The 20,626-nt window shown below is 68.1% G+C and carries 19 protein-coding genes and 1 pseudogene; 13 read left to right on the top strand and 7 right to left on the bottom strand.

Annotated features, from left to right (window positions below):
- Positions 1-124 precede the first annotated feature (124 nt).
- Both AC069H_RS33115 and AC069H_RS33110 read left to right on the top strand, forming a co-directional pair.
- Positions 125-1,327, top strand: a complete 1,203-nt coding sequence (locus tag AC069H_RS33115) for a cytochrome P450 (RefSeq protein WP_478234949.1) — start codon at positions 125-127, stop codon at positions 1,325-1,327.
- Positions 1,328-1,332: 5 nt separating this feature from the next.
- Positions 1,333-1,512: a ferredoxin gene (locus AC069H_RS33110; RefSeq protein WP_340684182.1), complete on the top strand. Its 180-nt coding sequence runs from the start codon at positions 1,333-1,335 to the stop codon at positions 1,510-1,512.
- A gap of 40 nt (positions 1,513-1,552) precedes the next feature.
- Here AC069H_RS33110 and AC069H_RS33105 read toward each other — a convergent pair whose 3' ends face one another.
- Positions 1,553-2,104 carry a snapalysin family zinc-dependent metalloprotease gene (locus AC069H_RS33105; protein WP_478234948.1) on the bottom strand — a complete coding sequence of 184 codons (552 nt, stop codon included), beginning with the start codon at positions 2,102-2,104 and terminating at the stop codon, positions 1,553-1,555.
- Between the two features lie 137 nt (positions 2,105-2,241).
- Between AC069H_RS33105 and AC069H_RS33100 the strand changes: the two genes are divergently transcribed.
- From AC069H_RS33100 to AC069H_RS33075, 6 genes are all read left to right on the top strand, one after another.
- On the top strand, positions 2,242-4,863 hold the full coding sequence (locus tag AC069H_RS33100) for a P-loop NTPase fold protein (RefSeq protein WP_478234947.1): 2,622 nt from the start codon (positions 2,242-2,244) through the stop codon (positions 4,861-4,863).
- Between the two features lie 36 nt (positions 4,864-4,899).
- Positions 4,900-6,654: a substrate-binding and vWA domain-containing protein gene (locus AC069H_RS33095; protein ID WP_478234946.1), complete on the top strand. Its 1,755-nt coding sequence runs from the start codon at positions 4,900-4,902 to the stop codon at positions 6,652-6,654.
- A gap of 1 nt (position 6,655) precedes the next feature.
- On the top strand, positions 6,656-7,168 hold the full coding sequence (locus AC069H_RS33090) for a hypothetical protein (protein ID WP_478234945.1): 513 nt from the start codon (positions 6,656-6,658) through the stop codon (positions 7,166-7,168).
- 50 nt (positions 7,169-7,218) lie between these two features.
- The gene (locus tag AC069H_RS33085; protein ID WP_478226853.1) at positions 7,219-7,584 is read left to right on the top strand and encodes a hypothetical protein; all 366 of its coding nucleotides are present in this window, start codon (positions 7,219-7,221) and stop codon (positions 7,582-7,584) included.
- A gap of 29 nt (positions 7,585-7,613) precedes the next feature.
- A complete protein-coding gene (locus tag AC069H_RS33080; protein WP_125680634.1) occupies positions 7,614-8,315 on the top strand; it encodes a Crp/Fnr family transcriptional regulator in 702 nt (233 codons plus the stop codon).
- Between the two features lie 121 nt (positions 8,316-8,436).
- Positions 8,437-9,126, top strand: a complete 690-nt coding sequence (locus tag AC069H_RS33075; RefSeq protein WP_340684177.1) for a hypothetical protein — start codon at positions 8,437-8,439, stop codon at positions 9,124-9,126.
- 213 nt (positions 9,127-9,339) lie between these two features.
- Here AC069H_RS33075 and AC069H_RS33070 read toward each other — a convergent pair whose 3' ends face one another.
- The 5 genes from AC069H_RS33070 to AC069H_RS33050 form a co-directional block, all read right to left on the bottom strand.
- A complete protein-coding gene (locus AC069H_RS33070) occupies positions 9,340-10,785 on the bottom strand; it encodes a DUF1996 domain-containing protein (RefSeq protein WP_478234944.1) in 1,446 nt (481 codons plus the stop codon).
- 167 nt (positions 10,786-10,952) lie between these two features.
- Positions 10,953-11,507: a hypothetical protein gene (locus tag AC069H_RS33065; RefSeq protein WP_478234943.1), complete on the bottom strand. Its 555-nt coding sequence runs from the start codon at positions 11,505-11,507 to the stop codon at positions 10,953-10,955.
- A gap of 120 nt (positions 11,508-11,627) precedes the next feature.
- Positions 11,628-13,145: a tripartite tricarboxylate transporter permease gene (locus AC069H_RS33060; protein WP_478234942.1), complete on the bottom strand. Its 1,518-nt coding sequence runs from the start codon at positions 13,143-13,145 to the stop codon at positions 11,628-11,630.
- Positions 13,145-13,642 (bottom strand): tripartite tricarboxylate transporter TctB family protein, encoded by a 498-nt coding sequence (locus tag AC069H_RS33055; RefSeq protein WP_378440887.1) that lies wholly within the window; start codon positions 13,640-13,642, stop codon positions 13,145-13,147. The genes AC069H_RS33060 and AC069H_RS33055 overlap by 1 nt, the downstream gene beginning before the upstream one ends.
- Positions 13,639-14,607, bottom strand: a complete 969-nt coding sequence (locus AC069H_RS33050; RefSeq protein WP_478235037.1) for a Bug family tripartite tricarboxylate transporter substrate binding protein — start codon at positions 14,605-14,607, stop codon at positions 13,639-13,641. The genes AC069H_RS33055 and AC069H_RS33050 overlap by 4 nt, the downstream gene beginning before the upstream one ends.
- Positions 14,608-14,739: 132 nt before the next feature.
- Between AC069H_RS33050 and AC069H_RS33045 the strand changes: the two genes are divergently transcribed.
- Complete coding sequence (locus AC069H_RS33045; protein WP_478226857.1) at positions 14,740-16,287, top strand: sensor histidine kinase; 1,548 nt, start codon at positions 14,740-14,742, stop codon at positions 16,285-16,287.
- Positions 16,284-16,946 (top strand): response regulator, encoded by a 663-nt coding sequence (locus AC069H_RS33040; RefSeq protein WP_478234941.1) that lies wholly within the window; start codon positions 16,284-16,286, stop codon positions 16,944-16,946. Before AC069H_RS33045 ends, AC069H_RS33040 begins: the two co-directional genes overlap by 4 nt.
- Before the next feature lie 29 nt (positions 16,947-16,975).
- On the opposite strand, the gene AC069H_RS33035 is transcribed toward AC069H_RS33040, so the two are convergent.
- Positions 16,976-17,542 (bottom strand): TetR/AcrR family transcriptional regulator C-terminal domain-containing protein, encoded by a 567-nt coding sequence (locus AC069H_RS33035; protein WP_340685812.1) that lies wholly within the window; start codon positions 17,540-17,542, stop codon positions 16,976-16,978.
- A gap of 92 nt (positions 17,543-17,634) precedes the next feature.
- On the opposite strand from AC069H_RS33035, the pseudogene AC069H_RS33030 reads away from it, so the two are divergent.
- The 3 genes and pseudogenes from AC069H_RS33030 to AC069H_RS33020 all read left to right on the top strand — a co-directional run.
- Positions 17,635-18,189 (top strand): annotated as a pseudogene (locus AC069H_RS33030) (MFS transporter); the annotation flags it as partial.
- Between the two features lie 190 nt (positions 18,190-18,379).
- Positions 18,380-19,000 (top strand): MFS transporter, encoded by a 621-nt coding sequence (locus AC069H_RS33025; protein ID WP_478234940.1) that lies wholly within the window; start codon positions 18,380-18,382, stop codon positions 18,998-19,000.
- A gap of 92 nt (positions 19,001-19,092) precedes the next feature.
- Entirely contained in the window at positions 19,093-20,295 is a 1,203-nt protein-coding gene (locus tag AC069H_RS33020) for an ROK family transcriptional regulator (protein ID WP_478234939.1), read from the top strand.
- Positions 20,296-20,626 lie beyond the last annotated feature (331 nt).

The raw sequence follows: 20,626 nt of genomic DNA, 5'->3' as shown, positions 1-20,626 counted from the left end.
CGACCGTTGCAACGATTTCCCGAAATCTACCAGCAGCAACAGTAAAAATGCCAGTCCGTAGCTTTGAGTAAAACGTAAATGCAACGTAGCCTTTGGGTATCGGTAAAAACTGGGAGGAACAGCAATGACCACCTCGATCCCTCATCTCACCGAGATACCCCTCGAACGACCGAAGGGCTGCCCGTTCGACCCGCCCGCCGAGCTCGGCACGCTGCGCGACGAGCACCCGCTCGTCCGGCTGACGTTCCCCGACGGCCACGAAGGCTGGCTCGCGACGGGGCACGCGATCGCCCGGGCCGTCCTCGCGGATCCGCGGTTCAGTGCCCGGCAGGAGCTGATGCACTCGCCGCTGCCGGGCGCGGCCGCGATGGTGGAGATGCCACCGGCGGCCCCGGGGATGTTCATCAGGATGGACGGTGCGGAGCACGCGCGGTACCGCAAGCTGCTCACCGGCAAGTTCACCGTCCGCCGAATGCGGCTGCTCTCCGAACGAGTGGAGCAGGTGACCACCGAGTATCTCGACGCGATGGAACGGCAAGGTACGTCAGCAGACCTGGTGACGGCCTTCGCGCAGCCCATTCCGGCGCTGATGATCTGCGAGCTGCTCGGCGTCCCCTACGAAGACCACGAGTTCTTCCGCCGCAACGTCCTGCCGCTGAACCTGCCGGACGCTCCGGCCGAGGAGCAGGAAGCCGCCATCAACGCGCTGGGGGAGTACCTCTACAAACTCATCTTGGCGAAACGGGCCGAGCCGACCGACGACATCCTCGGCGAACTGACGACCACGGAACTCACCGACGAGGAGCTCACCAGTATCGCGTTCCTCTTGCTGGGAGCCGGTTTGGACACCACGGCCAATATGCTCGCGCTGGGCACTTTCGCCTTGCTGCAGCATCCGGACCAGCTCGCGGTCTTGCGCGAAGAACCGGAGCGTATCGACGGCGCGATCGAGGAACTGCTGCGCTACTTGACGATCGCGCACACCGGTGCGCGCACCGCGCTCGAAGACGTCGAGATCGGCGGCCGGCTCGTCAAAGCGGGGGAGGCGGTCGCGCTGTCGGGCATGGCGGCCAACCGTGATCCGCTGAAATTCCCGGATCCCGACCGGCTCGACGTCCGCCGGAACGCCGCCGGGCACGCCTCCTTCGGGCACGGGGTCCACCAGTGCCTCGGTCAGCAGCTCGCGCGGGTCCAGATGAAGGTCGCCTTCACCGGGCTGCTCGCCAGGTTCCCGAAGCTGCGACTGGCCGTTCCGGCCGAAGAGATCCCGATGCGGACGGATTCCGACATCTACGGGGTGTACGCGCTCCCGGTGGCGTGGGACTGATCGCGATGAAACTCGAAGTGGACCGGGAACGCTGTGTGGGCGCCGGAATGTGCGTGCTGACCGCGCCCGATGTGTTCGCACAGGACGATGAAGACGGCCGTGTCCGGTTGCTGGACCGGGACCCGGCGGAGATCGGCGACGCCGTGCAGTTGTGTCCGGCGGCGGCGATCACGGCGAGCGAATGACCGGCCAGGGGGTGCCGGGCGGGCACCCCCTGGCGCGGGATTAGCCGATTTCCGCGAGGACCTTGCCCGCGTCGGCGCTCTGCACCGCGGTGCCGGCGTAGAGCTGCTGGACCCTGGCCTTCTCCTGGGCGTTGGGGTTCACGTTGGTGCAGCTGACGCCACCGGTCGAGCCGGACATCAGCGACGAGCACGGGCCGGGCTTCACATCGGGCAGGCCGAGGCTGTGCCCGAGTTCGTGGGAAGCGATCCGGGGCGTGTGATAGCCCTGCTGGACGGCCTGCCTGCCCATCCACACGGTGACCGTGCCGCCGGGGCGGACCGGGCCGAGCGTGGCGCGCGGCCAGCCGTTGTCGGCGATGACCCGGATGTTGACCCGCTGCCCCGGCGTCGCCTTCACGATACGGACGTTGGTGACGTTGGTGTTCCAGACGTTGACGCCGGCGGCCACCGCTTCCTTGAACTCCGCGGCCTGGCTGTCGTCGTAGGTCAGGGTGGTCGCCATGATCTCGGCGGCACCGGCGGAGGGGGCCGAGAGCACCGAGATGGAGAGCGCGGCGCCGGTGAGCACCGCGGCGAAGGTACGTCGAAGCACGTTGAACTCCTCGCGTTTAAGGCGTGCTGGAATTTCGGAGCAGTGTCGACACTGAACCTTTCGAGGCGGTCGGGGTACCCGCCGATAGTCGCCTGTCGTTAACCATGATCTTGACGCGACCGGAAGACTGTGCCGTTATGACGACGGCGCGTTTCACTGGACACGAAGAACCGATCCTCGCGGTCGCGGTGAAGGGAAACCGCCTGGTCACCGGCGGTGCGGACCGGACCGTGCGGGTCTGGGACCTGGAGACCGGAGAGCAGCGTTTCGCGCTGAGCGGCCACGATCGGCCGGTGCTGGCGGTGGGGATTTCGGGGCAGTACGTGGTCGGTTGCGATGGGGCGACGGTGCGGCGCTGGCGGATCACCGGTACCGGCGCGCATCCCCCGGAGGTCCAGACCACCAGGCGGACCGTGGCGGTCGCGGTGGCGAAGGACTTCGCCGTGTCCGGCGCGGGAAGCACTGTCGAGGTCCGGAGGCTGGACGGCACGACGGTACGGGCTCTGCGCACCGGCGGCCCGGAGGTGGAGTCGGTCGCGGTGACCCCGGACGGCCGGGTGGTCGTCGCCGGGGACGACGCCGGTGGCGTGCGGTTGTGGGACGGGGAAATCGTTTCCCACTACCGGTTCGGCGGCGCGGGCGCGGTCCACGTGGTCGCGATCTCGGAGGACGGCCAGCAGGTGCTGTCCGCCGAAGGGGAGGTGGTCCGGTTGTGGGGGCGCAAGGGCGATCCGGCCCTCGTCTTCCCCGGGCATACCGGCGTGGTGCGGGCGCTGGCCTTCGGCGCGGACGGCAGGTTGGTGCTATCCGGCGGTTCCGACGGCGAGGTCCGCGTCCGCGAGATCGACGACCCGCGCGACTACACGCTCCTCAAGGGACATCAGGGGAACGTCCGGGCGATCGTCTGCACCGCGGGCAACGAGAAGATCGTCACCGTCGGGGACGACCGCACGATCCGGGTGTGGGACCGCTTCGGCAACCAGATCGACGGCACCGGCTTCGTCGAGCCCAAACCGGGCCGGGCGCGGCCGCGGATCACGCCCGACGTCGAAAGTCCGGTCGACCTGATCGGTTTCCACGACGACGTGCGCACCCTCGCCGCGGTCATCGCCGACCGTGAGACCAGCCCGCCGCTGTGCGTCGCGCTGCTGGGCCCGTGGGGCTCCGGCAAGTCGAGTTTCGTCCGGCAGGTGACCGACCGGGTGGCCGAACTGGCGCGCCGGTCCCGCGGCGCCGCCGCCAACAGCGTGTTCACCGGTGAGATCCGGCAGATCCGGTTCAACGCCTGGCAGTACCACGACGACCATCTGTGGGTCGGGCTCGTGGACCACCTGTTCCGCAACCTCGGCGCGCCCGAGACGCACGCGGACTCCGGCGAGGTCCGCGCCGAACGCGAGGAGCTGCGCAATCGGCTCGCGGGACTGAAGGCGGTCAAGGCGGATTCCCCGCACACCTGGCGCTGGCGGCTGCTGGTGTCCGGGGTGGACCGGGCCGAACGCCGTCGGCGAAGGCTCGCCGTCGCGGGATACGCGGTGCTGGGCGTGCTCGGTGTCGCCGCGGCGATCACCGGCTGGGCGTTGTGGCACAACGCTATCCTCGCCGCGGCGGGCGCCGTCGTCGCGCTCGGTGCCGTGCTGACCCCGGCGCTCACCACCGCCAGGGCGGCCCTCGCGCCGGTGAAGTCCACTTTGGACAAGCTGCGGCACGACGTGGACAAACGCGCGGAACGGTTCGAGACCGAGGTCCGGGAGACCGAGGAACGGCTCCGGCGGCTCGACGCGGCGAGCAGGCTCGGCGATCTGATCGAAGAGGCGAAAACCGGGAGATACGGGGACTACCAAGGGGTTTTCGCCCGGGTCCGCGAAGACCTCGCGAACCTGAGCGCCGATCTGGTGGACGCCAGGGAGGAGTGGCTGCGGGCGGGCGGCACGGGCAAGCCGCCGCTGGAACGGATCGTGCTCTATATCGACGATCTCGACCGCTGCCCGCCGTCGAAGGTGATCGAAGTACTGGCCGCGGTGCATCTACTGCTGGCGCTGCCCGCGTTCGTCGTGGTGGTCGCGGTCGACCCGCGGTGGCTGCGGCGCTGCCTCGACCTGCACCACGAAGAACTGTTCGGCACGGGGGAGGCGCGACGGGCGGAGTACCTCGACAAGATCTTCCAGATCGTGTTCGCCTTGCGCCCCATGGGAAGCGCGGCGGACGAGCTGATCGACGCGCTGATGCCGATCGAGGAACGGGAACCGGAGCCGTCCGAGCCCGAAGAATGGCCGAAGGACGGGAGCACCCCCGAACCCGGCGAAACGAGGGAGGTCGTCGTCCAGGAAACGGCCCCGCCGACGTTCTACAACATGCGGCCGGACCGGCTGCGGCTCACCGAGGTCGAACGCACTTTCGTCCACGTGCTGCGGAAAAGGCTGAACACGCCGCGCGAGATCCGGAAGCTGGTCAACCTCTACCGGCTCGTGCGCATCGGCATCCCGGACGCGGAACTGGCGCGGTTCGTCGGCGGCCCCTACCGCGCGGTGCTCGTCCTGCTGACCCTGCTGGTCGCCGATCCGGACGCCGCGCGCGCGACGTTCGTCGCCCTCGCGGCCGGAGAATCGTTACGAGAGGCCTTTCCACCTGAATGGCGGCTAGACGCCGAATCCTTCGATGATCTAAAGGTCTATCGGAATTGGGTGGGCACTCTCGCCCGCTTCAGTTTCGAAACCTACGATCTCGTGACCGAGGAGACGGAACCGGGAACCACGTTGTAGCTACACTTGCCCGCTACGACGGCTAGGGGGCGGCGCATGCGGAGATCAAGCTGGCTTTCGCTCGTCTTCGGCGCGCTCGTCGGGACGCTCGTGATCGTCCTGCTCGCCACCACGGTCACCCCGCCCTCGAACGCGACCAGGGCCGACTGCGTCCGCCTGGTCACCAGTTCCTCCACGGAGAAGGGCGACCTGATCGCCGAACTGGCCGAGCGGTACAACAACACCGGCCGGACGTTCGACGGCGGCCGGTGCGCGAAGGTCGAGGCGTACAAGAAGACCTCGGGTGCCACGCTCGACCTCATCGCCGACGGCTGGAACGACATCGACGAACGCCAGCCCGAGCCCCAGGTCTGGATGCCCAGTTCGTCGCTCTGGCTCGATCTGCTGCGCCAGAGCGGAAAGGGCGAGCGGATCAGGACCGGGCCGAAGACCTCCCTCGCGACCAGCCCGATGGTGATCGCGATGCCGGAACCGATGGCCAAGGCCATGGGCTGGCCGGGAAGGACCCTCGGCTGGGGTGACGTCCTGGAGGTGAACCGGAACGGTGGCTGGGCCTCGAAGGGGGCGGCGTACGCCCAGTGGGGCAACTTCACGCTCGGCAAGGACAACCCGCGGCGGTCGACGTCCGGGCTCGCCGCGACCATCGCGACCTACTTCGCGGCGACGGGCGGCGACTACGGCAAGATCGGGACCGCGGAGACCGTGCAGTTCGTCCGCGGGATCGAGGCGTCGGTCGCCTACTACAGCGACGATTCGGTGGCCTTCCTGAAGACGCTGTACGAAGAGGACCGCAAGAAGCCGACGCCCTACATCAGCGCGATGGCGATGCAGGAGCAGATGGTCTACCTCTACAACCGCGGCGTGCCGACCGGGGATCCGGCGCAGCTGAAGGGAAACCCCGTCGCGCCGCTGCGCCCGCTGGTCGCCGTCCACCCCAGGGAAGGGACGATGCTGATCGACCATCCCTTCCTGACCACCGCGAACGCGTCACCGGAGCAGCAGGCGGCGGCCAAGGACTTCTACGACTTCCTCCTGGAGACCGAGCAGCAGAAACGGTTCCGTGATCTCGGGTTCCGGGAGCCCGGCGGTAGCGGAAACCCGGAGCTGGCCAAGGTCGTGGGCACGCAGGAGACCCAGGAACCCCCGAAGATCGGCGTCCCGACCGGCGAGCAGATCCAGAAGATGCTCGACGGCTGGGAGTACACGCAGCGGCGCGGCCGGATCCTGCTGGTGCTGGACCTGTCCGGCTCGATGAACGAACCGTTCGACAAGAACCGCAAGGACAAGCCGTACTCCGAGAGCCGGATCGCCCTGCTGAAACCCGCGATCCGGAAACAGCTCGAGTACCTGCATCCCGAAGACGAGGTCGGGCTGTGGACGTTCTCCGACGGGTATGAGGAAAAGATGCCGATCGGCAAGGTGAAGAACGTCCGCGGCCCGATGCTCGACCTGGTCGAAAACCTGACCCCGAAAGGCGATACGGCGCTGTACCAGACCGTGATGGCCGCGAACGACAAGATGCGGCGGGAGTTCGACCCGAACCTGATCAACGCCGTCGTCTTCCTGACCGACGGCGAGAACACCGAGGCCGGGACGAAGGAGCAGGTGCTGCAGAACGTCGACGCCGAGCGGCTGGACAACTCCGTCCGCATCTTCACCATGGCCTACGGCGCGCAGGCCGACAGCCGGGTCCTCGACGAGATCGCGCAGAAGTCCAAGGCCCGCAGCTACCAGGCCGTCGACCCGCACGGCATCGACAAGATGTTCGTCAACGTCTTCAGCAACTTCTGACATGGCCGATCACGACAACCGCCCGTTCCACGTCGTCGCGGTGGTGCTGGGCCTGATCGCCGGGATGATCGGCCGCGCGGTGACCTATCCGCATCCGCAGGCCTGGCTCTTCGGCGGCGTCGCCGTCCTGGCCGTGCTGATTCCGGCCGAGACCGCGTTCTTCGTGCTGAACGGCAGGCGGCGGAGGCCGGCGCGGGAGAAGAAGCGTGCGCCGCAACCCACTCCCTACGACCACTTCAGCCTGCTCGGCCGGGCGCTGACCGCCATCGAAACGGTGCGGCCGGGCGAGACGGAGCTTTCCGGAGCCTTCCGCCGGGCGGTGGCCCGGCTCGAAGAACACAAGAACCGGAACACTCCCGAAGTCGTCGAACTGCGGGTGACGGTGAAGCAGACCACCGACCGGCTGGAACGACACGCGGGGGACGAGAACCCTGATCCGGTGATGCTCGTCGAACGGATGGGGCTGTACCGGGAAACGCTCGAAGAGGCTCTCCGGGCGGTCGAACCGGGTTGAGTGTTCGGTGCCGAACAGACTACGGCCGTGCGTCATGCTGATCTGACAGCATGCCGTTGATCGGGCGCCGGGTTGTCGAGGGCGTGGAACATGTGGTCGTACCGGTGGAGCACCGGTTCAGCCTGGAGGAGGCCGTGCTGGCGGTGATGGCCGCCAAGAGCACCGTGCGGCCCGCTCCGGGAGTCAAGGTCGCTCCGCTGAAGGTGTCGGAGGTACGGTCAGCGCTGCTCTATGCGGCGAAACACGCCGACAGACGACACCAGATCGTGGACAGCTATTTCGTCGAGGCCGAAGACGGACCGTTGCACCGGTTGGCCGAGTGGATCAGATCGGAGCTGATCCGGCTGGGCATCTTCACCACCCACGACGGTTCCGCCGCCGGATCGGGTGGCCGATTCGGTTACTCTCCGCGATAGGTGTTCACGACTGCCTGGGAGGGTGTTTCGTGGGTTTGGGCCAGGAGGCCGCCGAAGAAAGAGAACGTCCGTTCCTGGAGCGACTGGACGAACCCGTCCGCGCCCGGTTGCTGGAAATGGGCACCCCGCAGACCTACGAGGGACGGCAGGCGCTCATGCGGGCGGGCGAACCCGGCGACTTCGTCATGCTGCTGCGGCACGGCTACGTGAAGGTGACCAGCGCCGACCGGATGGGCGCGACGGTCATCCTCGACGTCGGGGTCCCTGGAGATCTGCACGGCGAGATCGCGGTGATCGCGGGCGGCATTCGGATGGCCGACGTCGTCGCCATCGAAGAAGTGCACGTCCGGCGTATCGCGGCGAGCGAGTTCAACCGGTTCCTGCTGGAGCATCCGGCGGCGATGCGGGAGGTGCTCGTCAGCGTCGCCCGCAGGTTCGTGCTCGCCCAGCGGCAGCGGACCCAGTCCTGGAAACCGCAGGCGGTGGCCAGGGTCGCGACCAGGTTGGACTATCTCGTCGACGTCTGTGGCATCCGGACACCCGCCGGCTGGCGCATCGGGATCCCGTTGAGCCAGGACGAACTCGCGCAGTTCATCCCGATGGGCCGGACCATGGTCGCGCAGGCACTGGACAAACTCCGGAAGGCGGGAGTGGTGGCCAGTTCGCGCCGGGCGATCACCGTCATCGATCGCGAGGCATTGCGGGTGGTCACGGAAAAAGGTGTGACTTAGCTCACTGGCGTTGATCGACGCGGGGTCACGTTTTGTTCGGTTCCGAACAGAACTTCCGGTGAGGAGTGGGAACACTGCTCCCTGTCGCCAGTTTTCACCGATCAGGGGAGGGGTCGCAGAGATGCAGGTGCTGACCTCAGGCCATTACAACGCGCACACCCACGCCGTCCTGTCCGTCGACATCGTCGGTTCGTCCAAGGCCAGCGACGACCTGTTGGACCCGATGAAGACCGAGATGGAAACGCTGGTTTCCCGCTCGTTCACCGCGGTCGGGCTCGCGCCGGGGGAAGCGCGCCACTTCCGGGAGACCGGGGACGGGCTGATGGTCGCGTATCCGGACCACGCCGTCGGCCAGCTCTGCGAGGTCGTGTTCCACCTGGACCATCTCCTCCGGACCCGCAACCGCTACGCCCGGGTCCCGATGCGGGCGCGCGTGGCGGTCCACATGGGACCGATGGCGGACAACCACCGCTACCACCGCACGTACATCACGCTGACCCGGTTGCTGTGCGCCTCCACCTTCAACGACGCCGTGGGCTACTGGTGCCGTTCGGATCCGACGGGCGACAAGTTCGGCGCCGGGATGATCGTCTCGCAATCCGTGTGGCGCAACGTGGTCGAGCCGTTCGGGGTCGCGCTGGTCCCGCCGGCCCGCTGCGCCAGGATCAGCGTCACGACACCGGATTTCGCGGACAGCGCGTGGATCCATCTGCCGGGCTTGGACGCGGAAGCGGTCCTCGCCGAACTGAACCCCGCTGTCGCGGTGCCGCTCGTGTTCGACCGGGTGAGCCGGTTGTCCACGACGGCCTGACCCAGACCGGGCGGTCCGGTTTCCAGGGAGGGAAAACCGTATCGCTCGCCGGTTCCCGGCCCGGTACCCCTACGCCGGGCCGGGAACCGGACCCTCGGCGCGGGGGTGAGGGCGCGGGTCATCCCCGCCGCGCCCTCTCGCGGAGACCTCGTGAGTGGTAAGGACGGTTAGAACCGTCCTTACCACTCACGAGACGGGACCACACGCGGCTCGCTACTGTCGGCACCTCTTGCCGCTGTTGACGCACTTCACCAGCTGGTTCATCAGCCGCTGCGACATGACGTTCGCGAAGTCGTCGTGATCGGAGCGGGGATCGTGCTTCTCCTGCGCGAACGCGTCGACCGCGTACTGCCCGGCCGCTTGGATCTCCGGCGGGATGTTGTACACGAGCGTGATCCGCAGCTGCGGCACGTTCTTGAAGCCGCGCGGGCATTTCCCGTTGCGGTCGGAGAACACGATATGCGTGCGGTGGTTGGCGCTGTCGGTGTTCTTCCCGTCCCAGCAGTTCGGGAACGAGTGGATACGCGTGACCTTGCTGCCCCGGGGGCAGATCGGGTACAGCTCGGTGAGCCGGTCTTCGAAGCCGGTGCAGGTCCAGCTGGGCCGCGCGTTGGCCGGGCCGTTGGTGCTCTGCTTGGCGTCGCCGTAGAGCACACGCAGGAATTTCGGCATCGCGACGACCCGGCGGGCGCCGCCGCTGGTGAAGGTCAGGTCCACCTTCTCGGCGCGCTGGATCTCGCCTTCGTTGTCGCCGATCTCGTTGTTGTCGTCCGCACCGGGCAGGTCGGCGGCCTTGCCGTCGGACTTCTTCTTTTCGGCGTCGCCCGCGGCGTTGACGTTGCTGTTGTCGCCACCGTTGTCGAGGCCGCCCTCGCCGTTCTGCTTCACCGCGCAGCCGGCCAGCTGGTCTTCGTTCTTCGCGACCGGTTTGCCTGCTTGCCGCAGGGTGTCGGCGATCTTCTCGATCGACGGCTTCCGCTTGTTCTTCAGTTCATCGAGCACCTGGCCCGCTTGTTTTCCTTGCGCCAGCTGGTTGTCCGCGTTCTCGGACTCCTGGTCGAGCTTGTCGAGGTTCTCGTCCACCGCGGGCATGGCCTGGTCGGGGACCTCACTGAGTTCACTGAGCTCGCTGGCGACGTCGGGGCAGTCCACTTGGGCGGCCGCCTCGTCCTTGGCCGCGTTCGCGCGGTCGGCGGCGAGTTTCTCCTCGTTCGCCGCCTCGTTCTCTTCCTCTTCTTCGGTGTTGATCCGGATGACCGGCCAGAAATAGGCCGACTTGTCCCCGTTCTTGCACGTGGTGCCCGCGCGCAGCAGGCTCTTGTTGTTCGAATCCGCGTTGGTCGACAGGTTTCCGACGTAGTCGTGCAGATGCTCGGCTCCATTGCGGACACCGGGCTGCGCGATGAAGTTGTCGCCGTTGAAGTGGCCGTTCTCGTTGCGGCCGCAGTCCACGGTGAACGTCCCTCGCGCGCCTCGTTTCGCGAGGTCGAGGTTGACGTTGTTGCCGCGGGGGACCTTCGTGATGTCGATGAAGAAAGACTTGTCCGCGCCGTCGGCCCTGGCGGCGTCGGGGGTTCCGGTCGTGTTGATCACGACGATCCCGCCGACGGCTAGGGCGAGGGCGATGGCGCCCGTGGCGACCTTGGTACGGCGTGCCATGCGATGGCGGCCGGCGGTTCTTTGGTTACGGGGCATGAACTTGTTCACCTCGTTCGGTGTCGTTGCGCGGAGCCCGGGGGATGCGGCGCCGGCAGCACCGGCGTCACTGACTCCGCGTTGGCTGAAACGGCCCCGACGGGTGCCCGGTTCAAAACGCGACCTCGCCGTTATGCTTTCGTTATCTTGCGACGGCGGTGGTAGGCGAGTCCCAGAACGATGGTGATCGGCCCCCACAAGGCGAGCGGGGCGCTGCAGATCGAGGCCAGCGTTTCCCAGCCTTCGTGGACGTAGGCGGCGTTTTCGGCGACGCCGAACACGGTGAGCCGGCGGCCGTCACCGAGGGGGATCGAGCTGAAGAGCGCGGTGAGGATCAAGCCTCCGGCCACGGCGGGAACGACCGCCGCCATTGGCCGGACGGATTTGCCGCCGAGGACCGGGATCCATCGGGGCACCACCTCGCCCCAGCCTCGGACCAGCCCGATGGCCAGGATCGCGATCACTTCGGAAAGCACGCTGAGTGTGAGGACGTACGGAATGCTCACCCAGTAGTCCGGCATCTCGCGATCGTGGATCTGCCCCATTTCGAAATGCACCGCGAAGGGCAGCCGCCACAGACACGAAGGCAGCAGGAGCCAGGGGAGTGCGTAGGCCAGGCGCATCGCCCAGCGGGGAACCGGCCGCTCGGTGTCGCTGACGGCCGGGGGACGGTGCAGGATCTTCATGAAACCGATCCTGTCGCCGTGTGGCGCCGGAAAGATCACTCGCGCGGACAAGTGCCCTCCTTCCGGAGAGGGAGAAGGCCCGGCCTCGGGGCAGTCGAGGCCGGGCCGGTTTCCCACTGGTCAGGCGTCCACCTTGTCCTTGGGCTCCGCCTCGGTGGCGGTGGGACGGGCAGGCAGGAAACGCTTGATCAACGGGAAGAACAGGATCACCAGGATGATCACGTAGACCACGATCGCGAACGGGGTGTTGACCAGTCCGGTCATCTCGCCGTCACTGAGCTGCAGCGCGCGCCGCATCTGCTGTTCGGCGGCCGGGCCGAGGATGACGCCGATGATCGCCGGCAGCACCGGCAACCCGTAGCGGCGCATCGCGAACCCGATCAGGCCGATCACGAACATCACCAGCAGGTCGAAGATGTCCGCGTTGACCGCGTACGCGCCGACACTGGCGAAGAACAGGATGCCCGCGTAGAGGTACGGCCGCGGGATCCGCAGGAGCTTCGCCCACAGCGGCGCCAGTGGCAGGTTCAGCACCAGCAGCAGCGTCAGTCCGACGAACAGCGAGGCGATCAGGCCCCACACCAGCGAAGACTCCCGCTCGAACAGCAGCGGTCCCGGCTGGATGCCGTACTGCTGGAACGCCGCCAGCATCACGGCCGCGACCGCGGTGGTCGGCAGGCCGAGCGTCAGCATCGAGACCAGCGTCCCGGCGGCGGAAGCAGACGCCGTCGCTTCCGGGCCCGCGACCCCTTCGATGGCGCCCTTGCCGAACTCGTCCTTGTGCTTCGAGAGCCGCTTTTCCGTGACGTAGGAGAGGAAAGTCGGGATCTCGGCGCCACCGGCGGGCACCGCGCCGAACGGGAACCCGATGACCGGACCGCGCAGCCACGGCTTCCACGTCCGCTTCAGATCGGCACGCGAAAGCCAGGGCCTGCCGACCGGGATCGGTTTGAACGCGTTGCGCCGCAGGTGTGCGGCGACCCAGAGCGACTCGCCGACCGCGAACAGCGCGACCGCCACGATCACGACGTCGATCCCGTCGGCGAGATGCAGTGAGCCGAAGGTCAGCCGCTGCTGTCCGGTCATCTCGTCCAGGCCGACCAGCCCGATGGTGAGCCCGATCAGCAGCGACGCCACGCCGCGGATCCGGGAACTGCCCAGCACCGAGGTGACCGCGATGAACGCCAGCACCATGATCGCGAACAGATCCGGCGCGCCGATGTCGACGGCGTGTTTCGCGATCACCGGGGCCAGCACGACCAGCGCGATCGTGCCGAGGATACCGCCGACGAAATGCCCGATCGCGGCCGCCGCAAGCGCTTGCGCGCCGCGTCCCTTGCGAGCCATCGGGTTGCCGTCGATGGCCGCGACCACCGCGGCGCTCTCACCCGGCGTGTTCAGCAGGATCGACGTCGTCGAACCGCCGAACATCCCGCCGTAGTAGATGCCGGCGAACATGATGAACGCGCCGGTGGGCTCCAGCCCGTAGGTCACCGGGAGCAGCAGCGCCACCGCCATGGCCGGGCCGATACCCGGCAGGACACCGATCGCGGTGCCCAGCAGTACCCCGATCGCCGCCATCGCGATATGGGTCGGGGTCAGCGCGGTGCCGAAGCCGTCGATGAGTTGCTGGAACATCAGAACACCTCCATCAACGGGCCACCGGGGAGCGGGACTCCGAGCAGGTTGTTGAAGACCAGGAAGGTCACGACGGACATGCCCGCCGCGATCAGCGGGTCACGCACCAGGTTGCGGCTGCCGAGCGCGTACGCCGCGCCCCAGAACAGGATCGCGCCCGAGATCGGGAAACCGACCAGGCCGATCAGCGCCGCGTTGGCGAGGAAGGCGCCGCACAGCAGCAGCACCGTGCGCAGATCGGCGGGCGCGGTCAGGTCGATGTCCTCGCCGCCCTCGGCCTCGCCCTTGCCGCCGCGCAGCACGTCGCGCGCCAGCAGCACGGCGACGAGCAGCAGCAGCGAGCCGACCAGGATCGGCACCGCCTTCGGTCCCACCGGGCCGCGCTGGGCGAAGTCGGTGGGAATGCTCAGCGCGTCGGTGAGCACCAGGACACCGAGCACCACGAGCCCGACGCTCACCCCGAGTTCGGAGCGCTCCTTCAGCCACGTGGTCGTCATGCCAGACCCAGCTCTTTCAGCACCGTTGCCACTCGAGTGTTCTCCTCTTCGAGAAACGAACCGAACTGCTCACCTGGCGCGAACGCGCCGGTCCATCCGTTGCGCTGCAAGGCTTCCTGCCATTGCGGCGTCTTCTGCAATCGCTCGAACAGGCTCACCAGCTTCGCGCGGTCCGATTCGGTGATGCCGGGCGGCGCGACGATGCCGCGCCAGTTGGTGAACTTGACGTCCACACCGGACTCGGCAAGCGTCGGCGCGTCGATTCCGGGGATCCGGTTCCCACTGGTCACCGCCAGGACCCGGAGCGTGCCCGCCGCGATCTGGTCGCGGTACTCGCCGACCCCCGAGACGCCGAACGCGACCTTGCCGCCGAGGACCGACGCGAGCAGTTCACCGCCTCCGTCGAACTGGACGTAGTTGACCGCCTTGGGCGCGAGCCCGACGGCCTTCGCCATCAGCATCGGCGCCAGGTGGTCCGGGCCGCCGGGCGACGAACCGCCGCCGACCTGTACCGCGCCGGGGTCCTTCTTCCAAGCCTCGATCAGCTGACCGATGTTCTGGTACGGCGAGTCCTTGCCGACCACGACGATGTCCGACTCTTCGATCAGCTTCGCCACCGGCGTGGTGTCGAGCAGCGAAGACGGCGACTTGTTCGTGAACACGCTGCCGACGACGCCAAGGCCCATCGACATGACGAGTTTGCCGTTGCCGCGTTCGGCCACCGTGCGGCCGAGGCCGACCGTGCCGCCGGCACCGGGGAGATTGAAGACCTCCGCGTTGCCGAGCAGGTCGGCGTCTTCCATCGCCTTGGTCGCCGTGCGCGCCGTGATGTCGTAACCGCCGCCGGGCGCGTTGGGCACGAGCACCCGCAACGACCGGATCTGCGAGCCCTCGTCGGCCTCGCCGCCCGGGGTGAGCAACGGTGGCACCAGCAAAACGGCGACGAGCGCCGCCGCGATGGCCAACCAGCTACTGGGCTTCACTGTGATCCCCGCCTCTCTGCCGCGTGGTTGGACATGTTGCACTCGTGTAAACAGAGATGTCTCGCTTAGACGCCTAAGGTTTCTTTTGTTCTTTGTGGTCACGCGGAGGTGGCGATGGGTGCTCGGGGTTCCTTGGCCCGCCAGCTCCTCGTGTGGCAACTCGTAGTCGTCACCTGCCTACTGTGCGCGGTGGGCGTGCTGGCCGTCGTCCAGGCGGGGAACAACTTCCGCACGACCGAGGGACGCCGGGCACTTTCGGTCGCGGAGAGTGTCGCCGCGCAGGGGGTCGTGGGCGACCTCGAGAACGGCCCGTTCGAATTGAACGCGCCCGCGGAGACCGCGCGAAGCCTCTCCGGGGTGGATTTCGTGGTCATCGCGAGCGCCGACCGCTCCGTGCTCGCGTCACCTGATCCGGGTCAGGTGCGGACGCTGCTCGACATCGGAGAGAGCACTGTCCTCTCTGGACGGTCCTGGGTCGGTGAACTCGACGGTTCGATCGTGGCGCACGTACCGGTGCTCGACGAAAAGGGCGGCAAGGTGATCCGCATGGTCGCGGCGGGTTCTAAATCGCCCGGGTTCTTCGCCGGCGTGCTCGACTCGCCGGACAACGCGCTGCGGGTGCTGGGGGTCGCGCTGGTGATCGGGGTGAGCGGTTCGCTGCTGCTCGCGCGGCGCGTGAAGAACCAGACGCTCGGCCTGGAGCCGCACGAGATCACCGCGCTGGTCGAGAACCGGGAGGCGCTCCTGCACGGCATCAAGGAGGGCGTCGTCGGCCTGGACCCGCAGCACCGGATCACCCTGGTGAACGATCAGGCCCGCGAACTGCTGGCGCTGCCGGAGGACGCCGTCGGCAGGTCGGTCGAGGACCTCGACCTCAACGAGCGGATCCGCGACCTGCTCACCGGCCGCGCGACCGGCGCCGACCAGATCGTGTTGCGGCAAGGGAAGGTGCTGACGCTGAACCGGATGCCGATCGACGTGCGAGGAGCCGTGGTCACGCTGCGGGACCGGACCGATCTGATGACGCTGCGGGACGAACTCGACGCCAGCAGGCACGCGACCGACACGTTGCGGGCGCAGGCGCACGAGTTCAGCAACCGGCTGCACACCATCTCCGGGCTGCTGGAACTCGGGGAATACGAAGAGGTTCGCGGCTACGTCAGCCGGATCAGTTCGGCGCAGGGGGAGTGGCGCGCGGAGGTCGGCTCACGGGTCGGCGATCCGGCGGTGGCGGCGTTGCTGATCGCGAAGGCGTCACTCGCCGCGGAACGCGGGGTCGGGCTGCGCATGGCCCCGGACAGCGAACTGGACCGCGTCGAGGACGCCCTTTCCACGGATCTGGTGACAGTGCTGGGAAATCTCGTCGACAACGCCTTGGACGCGCTGAGTTTGAACAAGCAGGGCGGGGAGCAGGGCTGGATCGAGGTCGGGGTGTGGCAGGAGGAGGACGAAGTGCGCGTGGAGGTCCGTGACTCCGGACCGGGGGTCGCCCCGGAGATCGCGGAAGAAGTGTTCGAGCACGGGTTCACCACGAAGGCCGCCGCGCACGGCCAGCGCGGGCTCGGGCTAGCGCTGATCCGGCAGGCGTGCGTGCGGCGGGGCGGTTCCGTCGAGGTGCACAACTCCGGCGGCGCGGTGTTCACGGCGAGGTTGCCGCGATGATCAAGGTGCTCGTCGTCGACGACGATTTCATGGTCGCTAAAGTCCACAGTGGATACGTCACGCGGACGGAGGGGTTCGCCGTGGTCGGGGTCGCGCACACCGGTGCCGACGCGCTCCGCCTGGCGCGGGAACTGAAACCGGATCTGGTGCTGCTCGACGTCTATCTTCCCGATCTCGACGGGCTTTCGGTGCTGCGGGAACTGCGCGCGACCGAGGACGTCGACGTCATCCTCATCACCGCCGCGACCGACGTGGAAACCGTGCGGCAGGCGATGCGGGGCGGCGTCCTGCACTATCTGATCAAGCCGTTCGAGTACGCGTCACTGCGCGATCAGCTCACCCATTTCGCGTCGTTGCACCAGCGGCTGGACCGGCTGGCCGAGGCCGGGCAGGCCGACGTCGATCAGGTCTTCGGCGCGCGGCCGAGCGCGAAACCCGTGCTGCCCAAGGGACTCACCGTCCAGACCGCGCGGTTGGTGGAAACCGCGCTGAGGGGCGCGGCCGGCGGGATGTCCGCGAGCGAATGCGCCGAGGCGACCGGCGTGGCGCGGGTGAGCGCGCGCCGGTACCTGGAGCATTTCGTGGCGACCGGAAAGGCCGAGGTGACCCTCAAGTACGGCGGGACCGGACGCCCCGAACGCCGTTACCTCTGGTCCTGACCCTTCCGCGTTCAGTCCTCTAAATGCGGCTAGGCGACATCCTGGTCCGGCGGATTCGCGGCATCGACGTCGGCGCGGAGCCCGGCGATCAGGCGTGCGAGACCGTACTCGAACGAGGCGGCCGGATCCTCGTCGTGGTCGCCGTCGATGTGCTGTTGTTCGTCGATCGCGCAGCCGAGCGTGTACCGGCTGATGGCGAGGATCGCGTGCGTCGCGTCTTCTTCGGTGAAACCGGCCCGCAGCAACGGTTTGATCAGCGGCGTCATCGCCGACCGGTCGGTCGGGCGGGAGCCCGCGTGCAGGCGGGCGCCGTCCCGGTAGGACAGCAGGGTGCGGCGGATGGTGCGGGCGCGCCGCGCCAGCCACTCGGCCCAATCGTCCATCGCCGAGGGATCGTCCAGCGGGGCGAGCCGGTCGTTCAGCATGGTCTCGGCCATCTGATCGAGCAACGCCTGCTTGCTCTTGAAGTGCGTGTAGAGCGCGGGACCCCGCACGCCGAGTTTCTCCCCGAGCTTGCGCAGGCTCAATCCGTCCAGCCCGACCTCGTCGAGGAGTTCGAGCGCGGCTCGAACGTAGCCATCCCGTCTCACGACCATGCGCACACCTTCGCCGGTCCGTATCGGACTTGACAACTCGGCAAGATCTTATCACCGTTAAGATCTTAACGGTGATAAGATGGGCAGGTAGGATGATCGGAAGTCCCGAGGAGCGCATAGCCCCGGCGTTGTGGGGGATGGCCTCGATCCTGACCCTCGGCGGGTTCCTGTCGATGTTCACCTCGACCGTCGTCAACGTCGCGCTCGGCACGATCGCGGCCCGATTCCAGGCACCGCTCGGTACCGCCCAGTGGATCGCCACCGGCTATCTGCTCGCGCTCGCCGCGATGGTGCCGGTGAGCGGCTGGGCGAGCCGCCGCTTCGGGACGACGCGGCTGTGGCTGGTGTGCGTTGGTCTGTTCGCGGTGCTTTCCGCGCTCTGCGCGACGGCCCCGACGATCGAGGCGCTGATCGCTTTCCGTGTCCTGCAAGGCGCCGCGGGCGGGCTGCTGGTCCCGGCGGGACAGATCCTGTTCGCGACGACGGTGGGGCCGACGCGGCTCGGCCGGATGATGGCCGTGCTGAGCATCCCGATCTACCTCGCGCCCGTGCTCGGCACTCTGGCGGGCAGCGTGCTCACCGAGCGGTTCGGCGTGCCGTGGTTGTTCCTGGTGAACGTGCCGCTCTCGCTGCTCTGCCTGCTGCTGGGCCGGAAACGGTTGCCGAAGGAGGGCTTCGTCGACACCCGGCCGCTGGACCGGCGTGGGTTGGCGCTCACCGTGACCGGGCTGCCGTTGCTCGTGTACGGCTTCGCCGGCGGCCGCCCCGATCGCGGCGGCCGCCGGCGCGACCCTGCTCGCCGCCTTCGCGGTCAGCGCGCTGAGGTCGCCCGCGCCGTTGCTCGATCTGCGGCTGTTCCGCGACCGGACGTTCTCCTCGGCCGCCGCCGTGATCTTCGGGATGGGGATCGCGTTGTTCGGCGCGATGATCGTCCTGCCGCTGTACTACCTCGACGTCCGGCACGAAAGCCTCGTCGCCACCGGCTTCCTGACCGCGCCCCTGGCACTCGGCACGGTGCTGGCCCTCCCGCTCGCGGGCAGGCTGACCGACCGGATCGGCGGGGCCCGGGTGATCTTCGCCGGGCTGATCGTCACGATCGCCGGGACGGTGCCGCTGGCGCTGCTCACCGGAACCGACAGCTACTGGTGGCTCTCGGCCGTGCAGGTCGTCCGCGGTTGCGGGATCGGACTCACCACGACCCCGGCGCTCGCCGCCGGGCTGGTGTCGGTGCCCGAGGCGCGAATCTCCCACGCGATGCCGCTCTTCGCCATGCTGCAACGGATCGGCGGATCCTTCGGGACGTCGATCCTGACCTCGGTCGTCTCCGCGCGGTTCGCCGCCGCTCCGGGGGCCGCGGCGGCCGTCGCGGGCACGCACTGGTGGATCGCCGGGATCACCGCGATCGTGCTGATCCCGGCGTGGCTGCTCGTTCGCGCCGAATCGTCCACAGTGGACTGACCGTGCCGGTGGGTTTGTTCCCGCCCGACGCGTCCCGCTGGTTCCGAGTGGCATTCGGGACAGCCGGTGGACAACGCCGTAGGCTCAGGTGAATGAGCACGGCATCCACCTCGGAGCATCCGATGGTCGAAACCCGGCACCAGACCCAGCTGCTCACCCTGTTGCGGGATGAGGGACCGATGTCCCGGGTCGAACTGGGGGAGCGGCTGGAGCTGCCGCGTGCCCGGGTGGGGGCCGAGGTCGCGCGGCTGGCCGAGGTCGGCCTCGTCGAGACCGCGGGTCCTTCGGCGAGCCGTGGCGGCAGGCGGTCCACGCTGGTGCGGCTCGCGGGAGACCTGCGGGTGCTGTCGGTCGACGTCGGCGCGACGTCGGTCGGGGTCGCGCTCACCGACGCTTCGTGCGAGGTGCTGGTGCACACCGTCGAGGACTGCGACGTCCGGCAGGGTCCGCACGCCGTGCTCAAACGCGTCGTCGCGCTGGCGGAGAAGATCCGCGAAGAGGCGCCGGGCAAGCTGATCGCCGCCGGGATCGGCCTCCCGGGGCCGGTGAGTTTCGCCGAGGGCATGGCGGTCGCGCCGCCGATAATGCCCGGCTGGGACCGGTTCTCCGTGCGCGACCATCTCGGCGGGCTGCTGCGCTGCCCGGTCACCGTCGACAACGACGTGAACTCGATGGCGCTCGGGGAACGGCACGCCGGCGTCGCGCGCTCCATCGACGATCTGGTGTTCGTCAAGATCGGTACCGGGATCGGCTGCGGGATCGTGCTCGGCGGCAAGGTCTACCGCGGCGTCGCCGGCACCGCGGGCGACATCGGGCACATCCGCCTCGACGACTACGGGCCGACCTGCGCCTGCGGTGAGACGGGCTGTCTCGAGGCGTACTTCGGCGGCGCCGCGCTGGCCCGCGACGGGCTGACGCTGGCCCGCAGCGGCCGGTCGGCATACCTGGCCGACGTCGTCGCGGACCGCGGCGTGATCACCGCGCAGGACGTCGGCCGCGCGGCGGCGTCGGGCGATTTCGGCGCGGTCAACCTCATCCGTGACGGCGGGCGCAGGCTCGGGCAGGTGGTCGCCTCGCTGGTGAGTTTCGTGAACCCGGGCATGGTCGTGATCGGCGGCGGCGTGGCGCAGCTCGGACATCAGCTGCTAGCCGAGATCCGCAGCTCGGTCTACCGGCGGTCGCTGCCGCTCGCGACCGGGAACCTGCCGATCGTGCTGTCCGAGCTGGGGGACACCGCGGGCGTCATCGGGGCCGCTTGGTCCGCTACTGATCGGGCCTTCACGCTGAGCAGCTGAGGCGCCTCACCCGCGCCCCACCGCCTGTGCAATGAAGGGGCCTTTCATAGCAAAATTTGCTATGAAAGGCCCCTTCATTGCACGCGGGGAAGCGCGCGGGACGACCGCCCGGAGAACGCTGAGTGACCGGCTCGGCGGCACGTTGAGCACTCACCTGATTCCGATTAGTAACGTCAAGATCGTACAGACTTTCGCTCAAACCATGCGAAAGTCTGCGCGGTTCTGGACGGCTATTCGGGTGACGGCGGGCATTTCTGTCCTGTTGTCACCTTGACGAGTGACACGGACCACCCTACTTTCGCTGGCTAAGTAACAAAGTTTGTTACGGCCG

This window comes from Amycolatopsis sp. NPDC043887 (genome assembly GCF_056435665.1).
Note: the sequence above shows the minus strand (reverse complement) of the source record. Positions and strands in the feature narration are given on the sequence as shown.

Coding starts and splice junctions, on each gene's coding strand:
- AC069H_RS33115 (WP_478234949.1), top strand. CDS start 125: ATGACCACCTCGATCCCTCATCTCACCGAGATACCCCTCGAACGACCG.
- AC069H_RS33110 (WP_340684182.1), top strand. CDS start 1,333: ATGAAACTCGAAGTGGACCGGGAACGCTGTGTGGGCGCCGGAATGTGC.
- AC069H_RS33100 (WP_478234947.1), top strand. CDS start 2,242: ATGACGACGGCGCGTTTCACTGGACACGAAGAACCGATCCTCGCGGTC.
- AC069H_RS33095 (WP_478234946.1), top strand. CDS start 4,900: ATGCGGAGATCAAGCTGGCTTTCGCTCGTCTTCGGCGCGCTCGTCGGG.
- AC069H_RS33090 (WP_478234945.1), top strand. CDS start 6,656: ATGGCCGATCACGACAACCGCCCGTTCCACGTCGTCGCGGTGGTGCTG.
- AC069H_RS33085 (WP_478226853.1), top strand. CDS start 7,219: ATGCCGTTGATCGGGCGCCGGGTTGTCGAGGGCGTGGAACATGTGGTC.
- AC069H_RS33075 (WP_340684177.1), top strand. CDS start 8,437: ATGCAGGTGCTGACCTCAGGCCATTACAACGCGCACACCCACGCCGTC.
- AC069H_RS33070 (WP_478234944.1), bottom strand. CDS start 10,785: ATGGCACGCCGTACCAAGGTCGCCACGGGCGCCATCGCCCTCGCCCTA.
- AC069H_RS33065 (WP_478234943.1), bottom strand. CDS start 11,507: ATGAAGATCCTGCACCGTCCCCCGGCCGTCAGCGACACCGAGCGGCCG.
- AC069H_RS33060 (WP_478234942.1), bottom strand. CDS start 13,145: ATGTTCCAGCAACTCATCGACGGCTTCGGCACCGCGCTGACCCCGACC.
- AC069H_RS33055 (WP_378440887.1), bottom strand. CDS start 13,642: ATGACGACCACGTGGCTGAAGGAGCGCTCCGAACTCGGGGTGAGCGTC.
- AC069H_RS33045 (WP_478226857.1), top strand. CDS start 14,740: ATGGGTGCTCGGGGTTCCTTGGCCCGCCAGCTCCTCGTGTGGCAACTC.
- AC069H_RS33040 (WP_478234941.1), top strand. CDS start 16,284: ATGATCAAGGTGCTCGTCGTCGACGACGATTTCATGGTCGCTAAAGTC.
- AC069H_RS33035 (WP_340685812.1), bottom strand. CDS start 17,542: ATGGTCGTGAGACGGGATGGCTACGTTCGAGCCGCGCTCGAACTCCTC.
- AC069H_RS33020 (WP_478234939.1), top strand. CDS start 19,093: ATGAGCACGGCATCCACCTCGGAGCATCCGATGGTCGAAACCCGGCAC.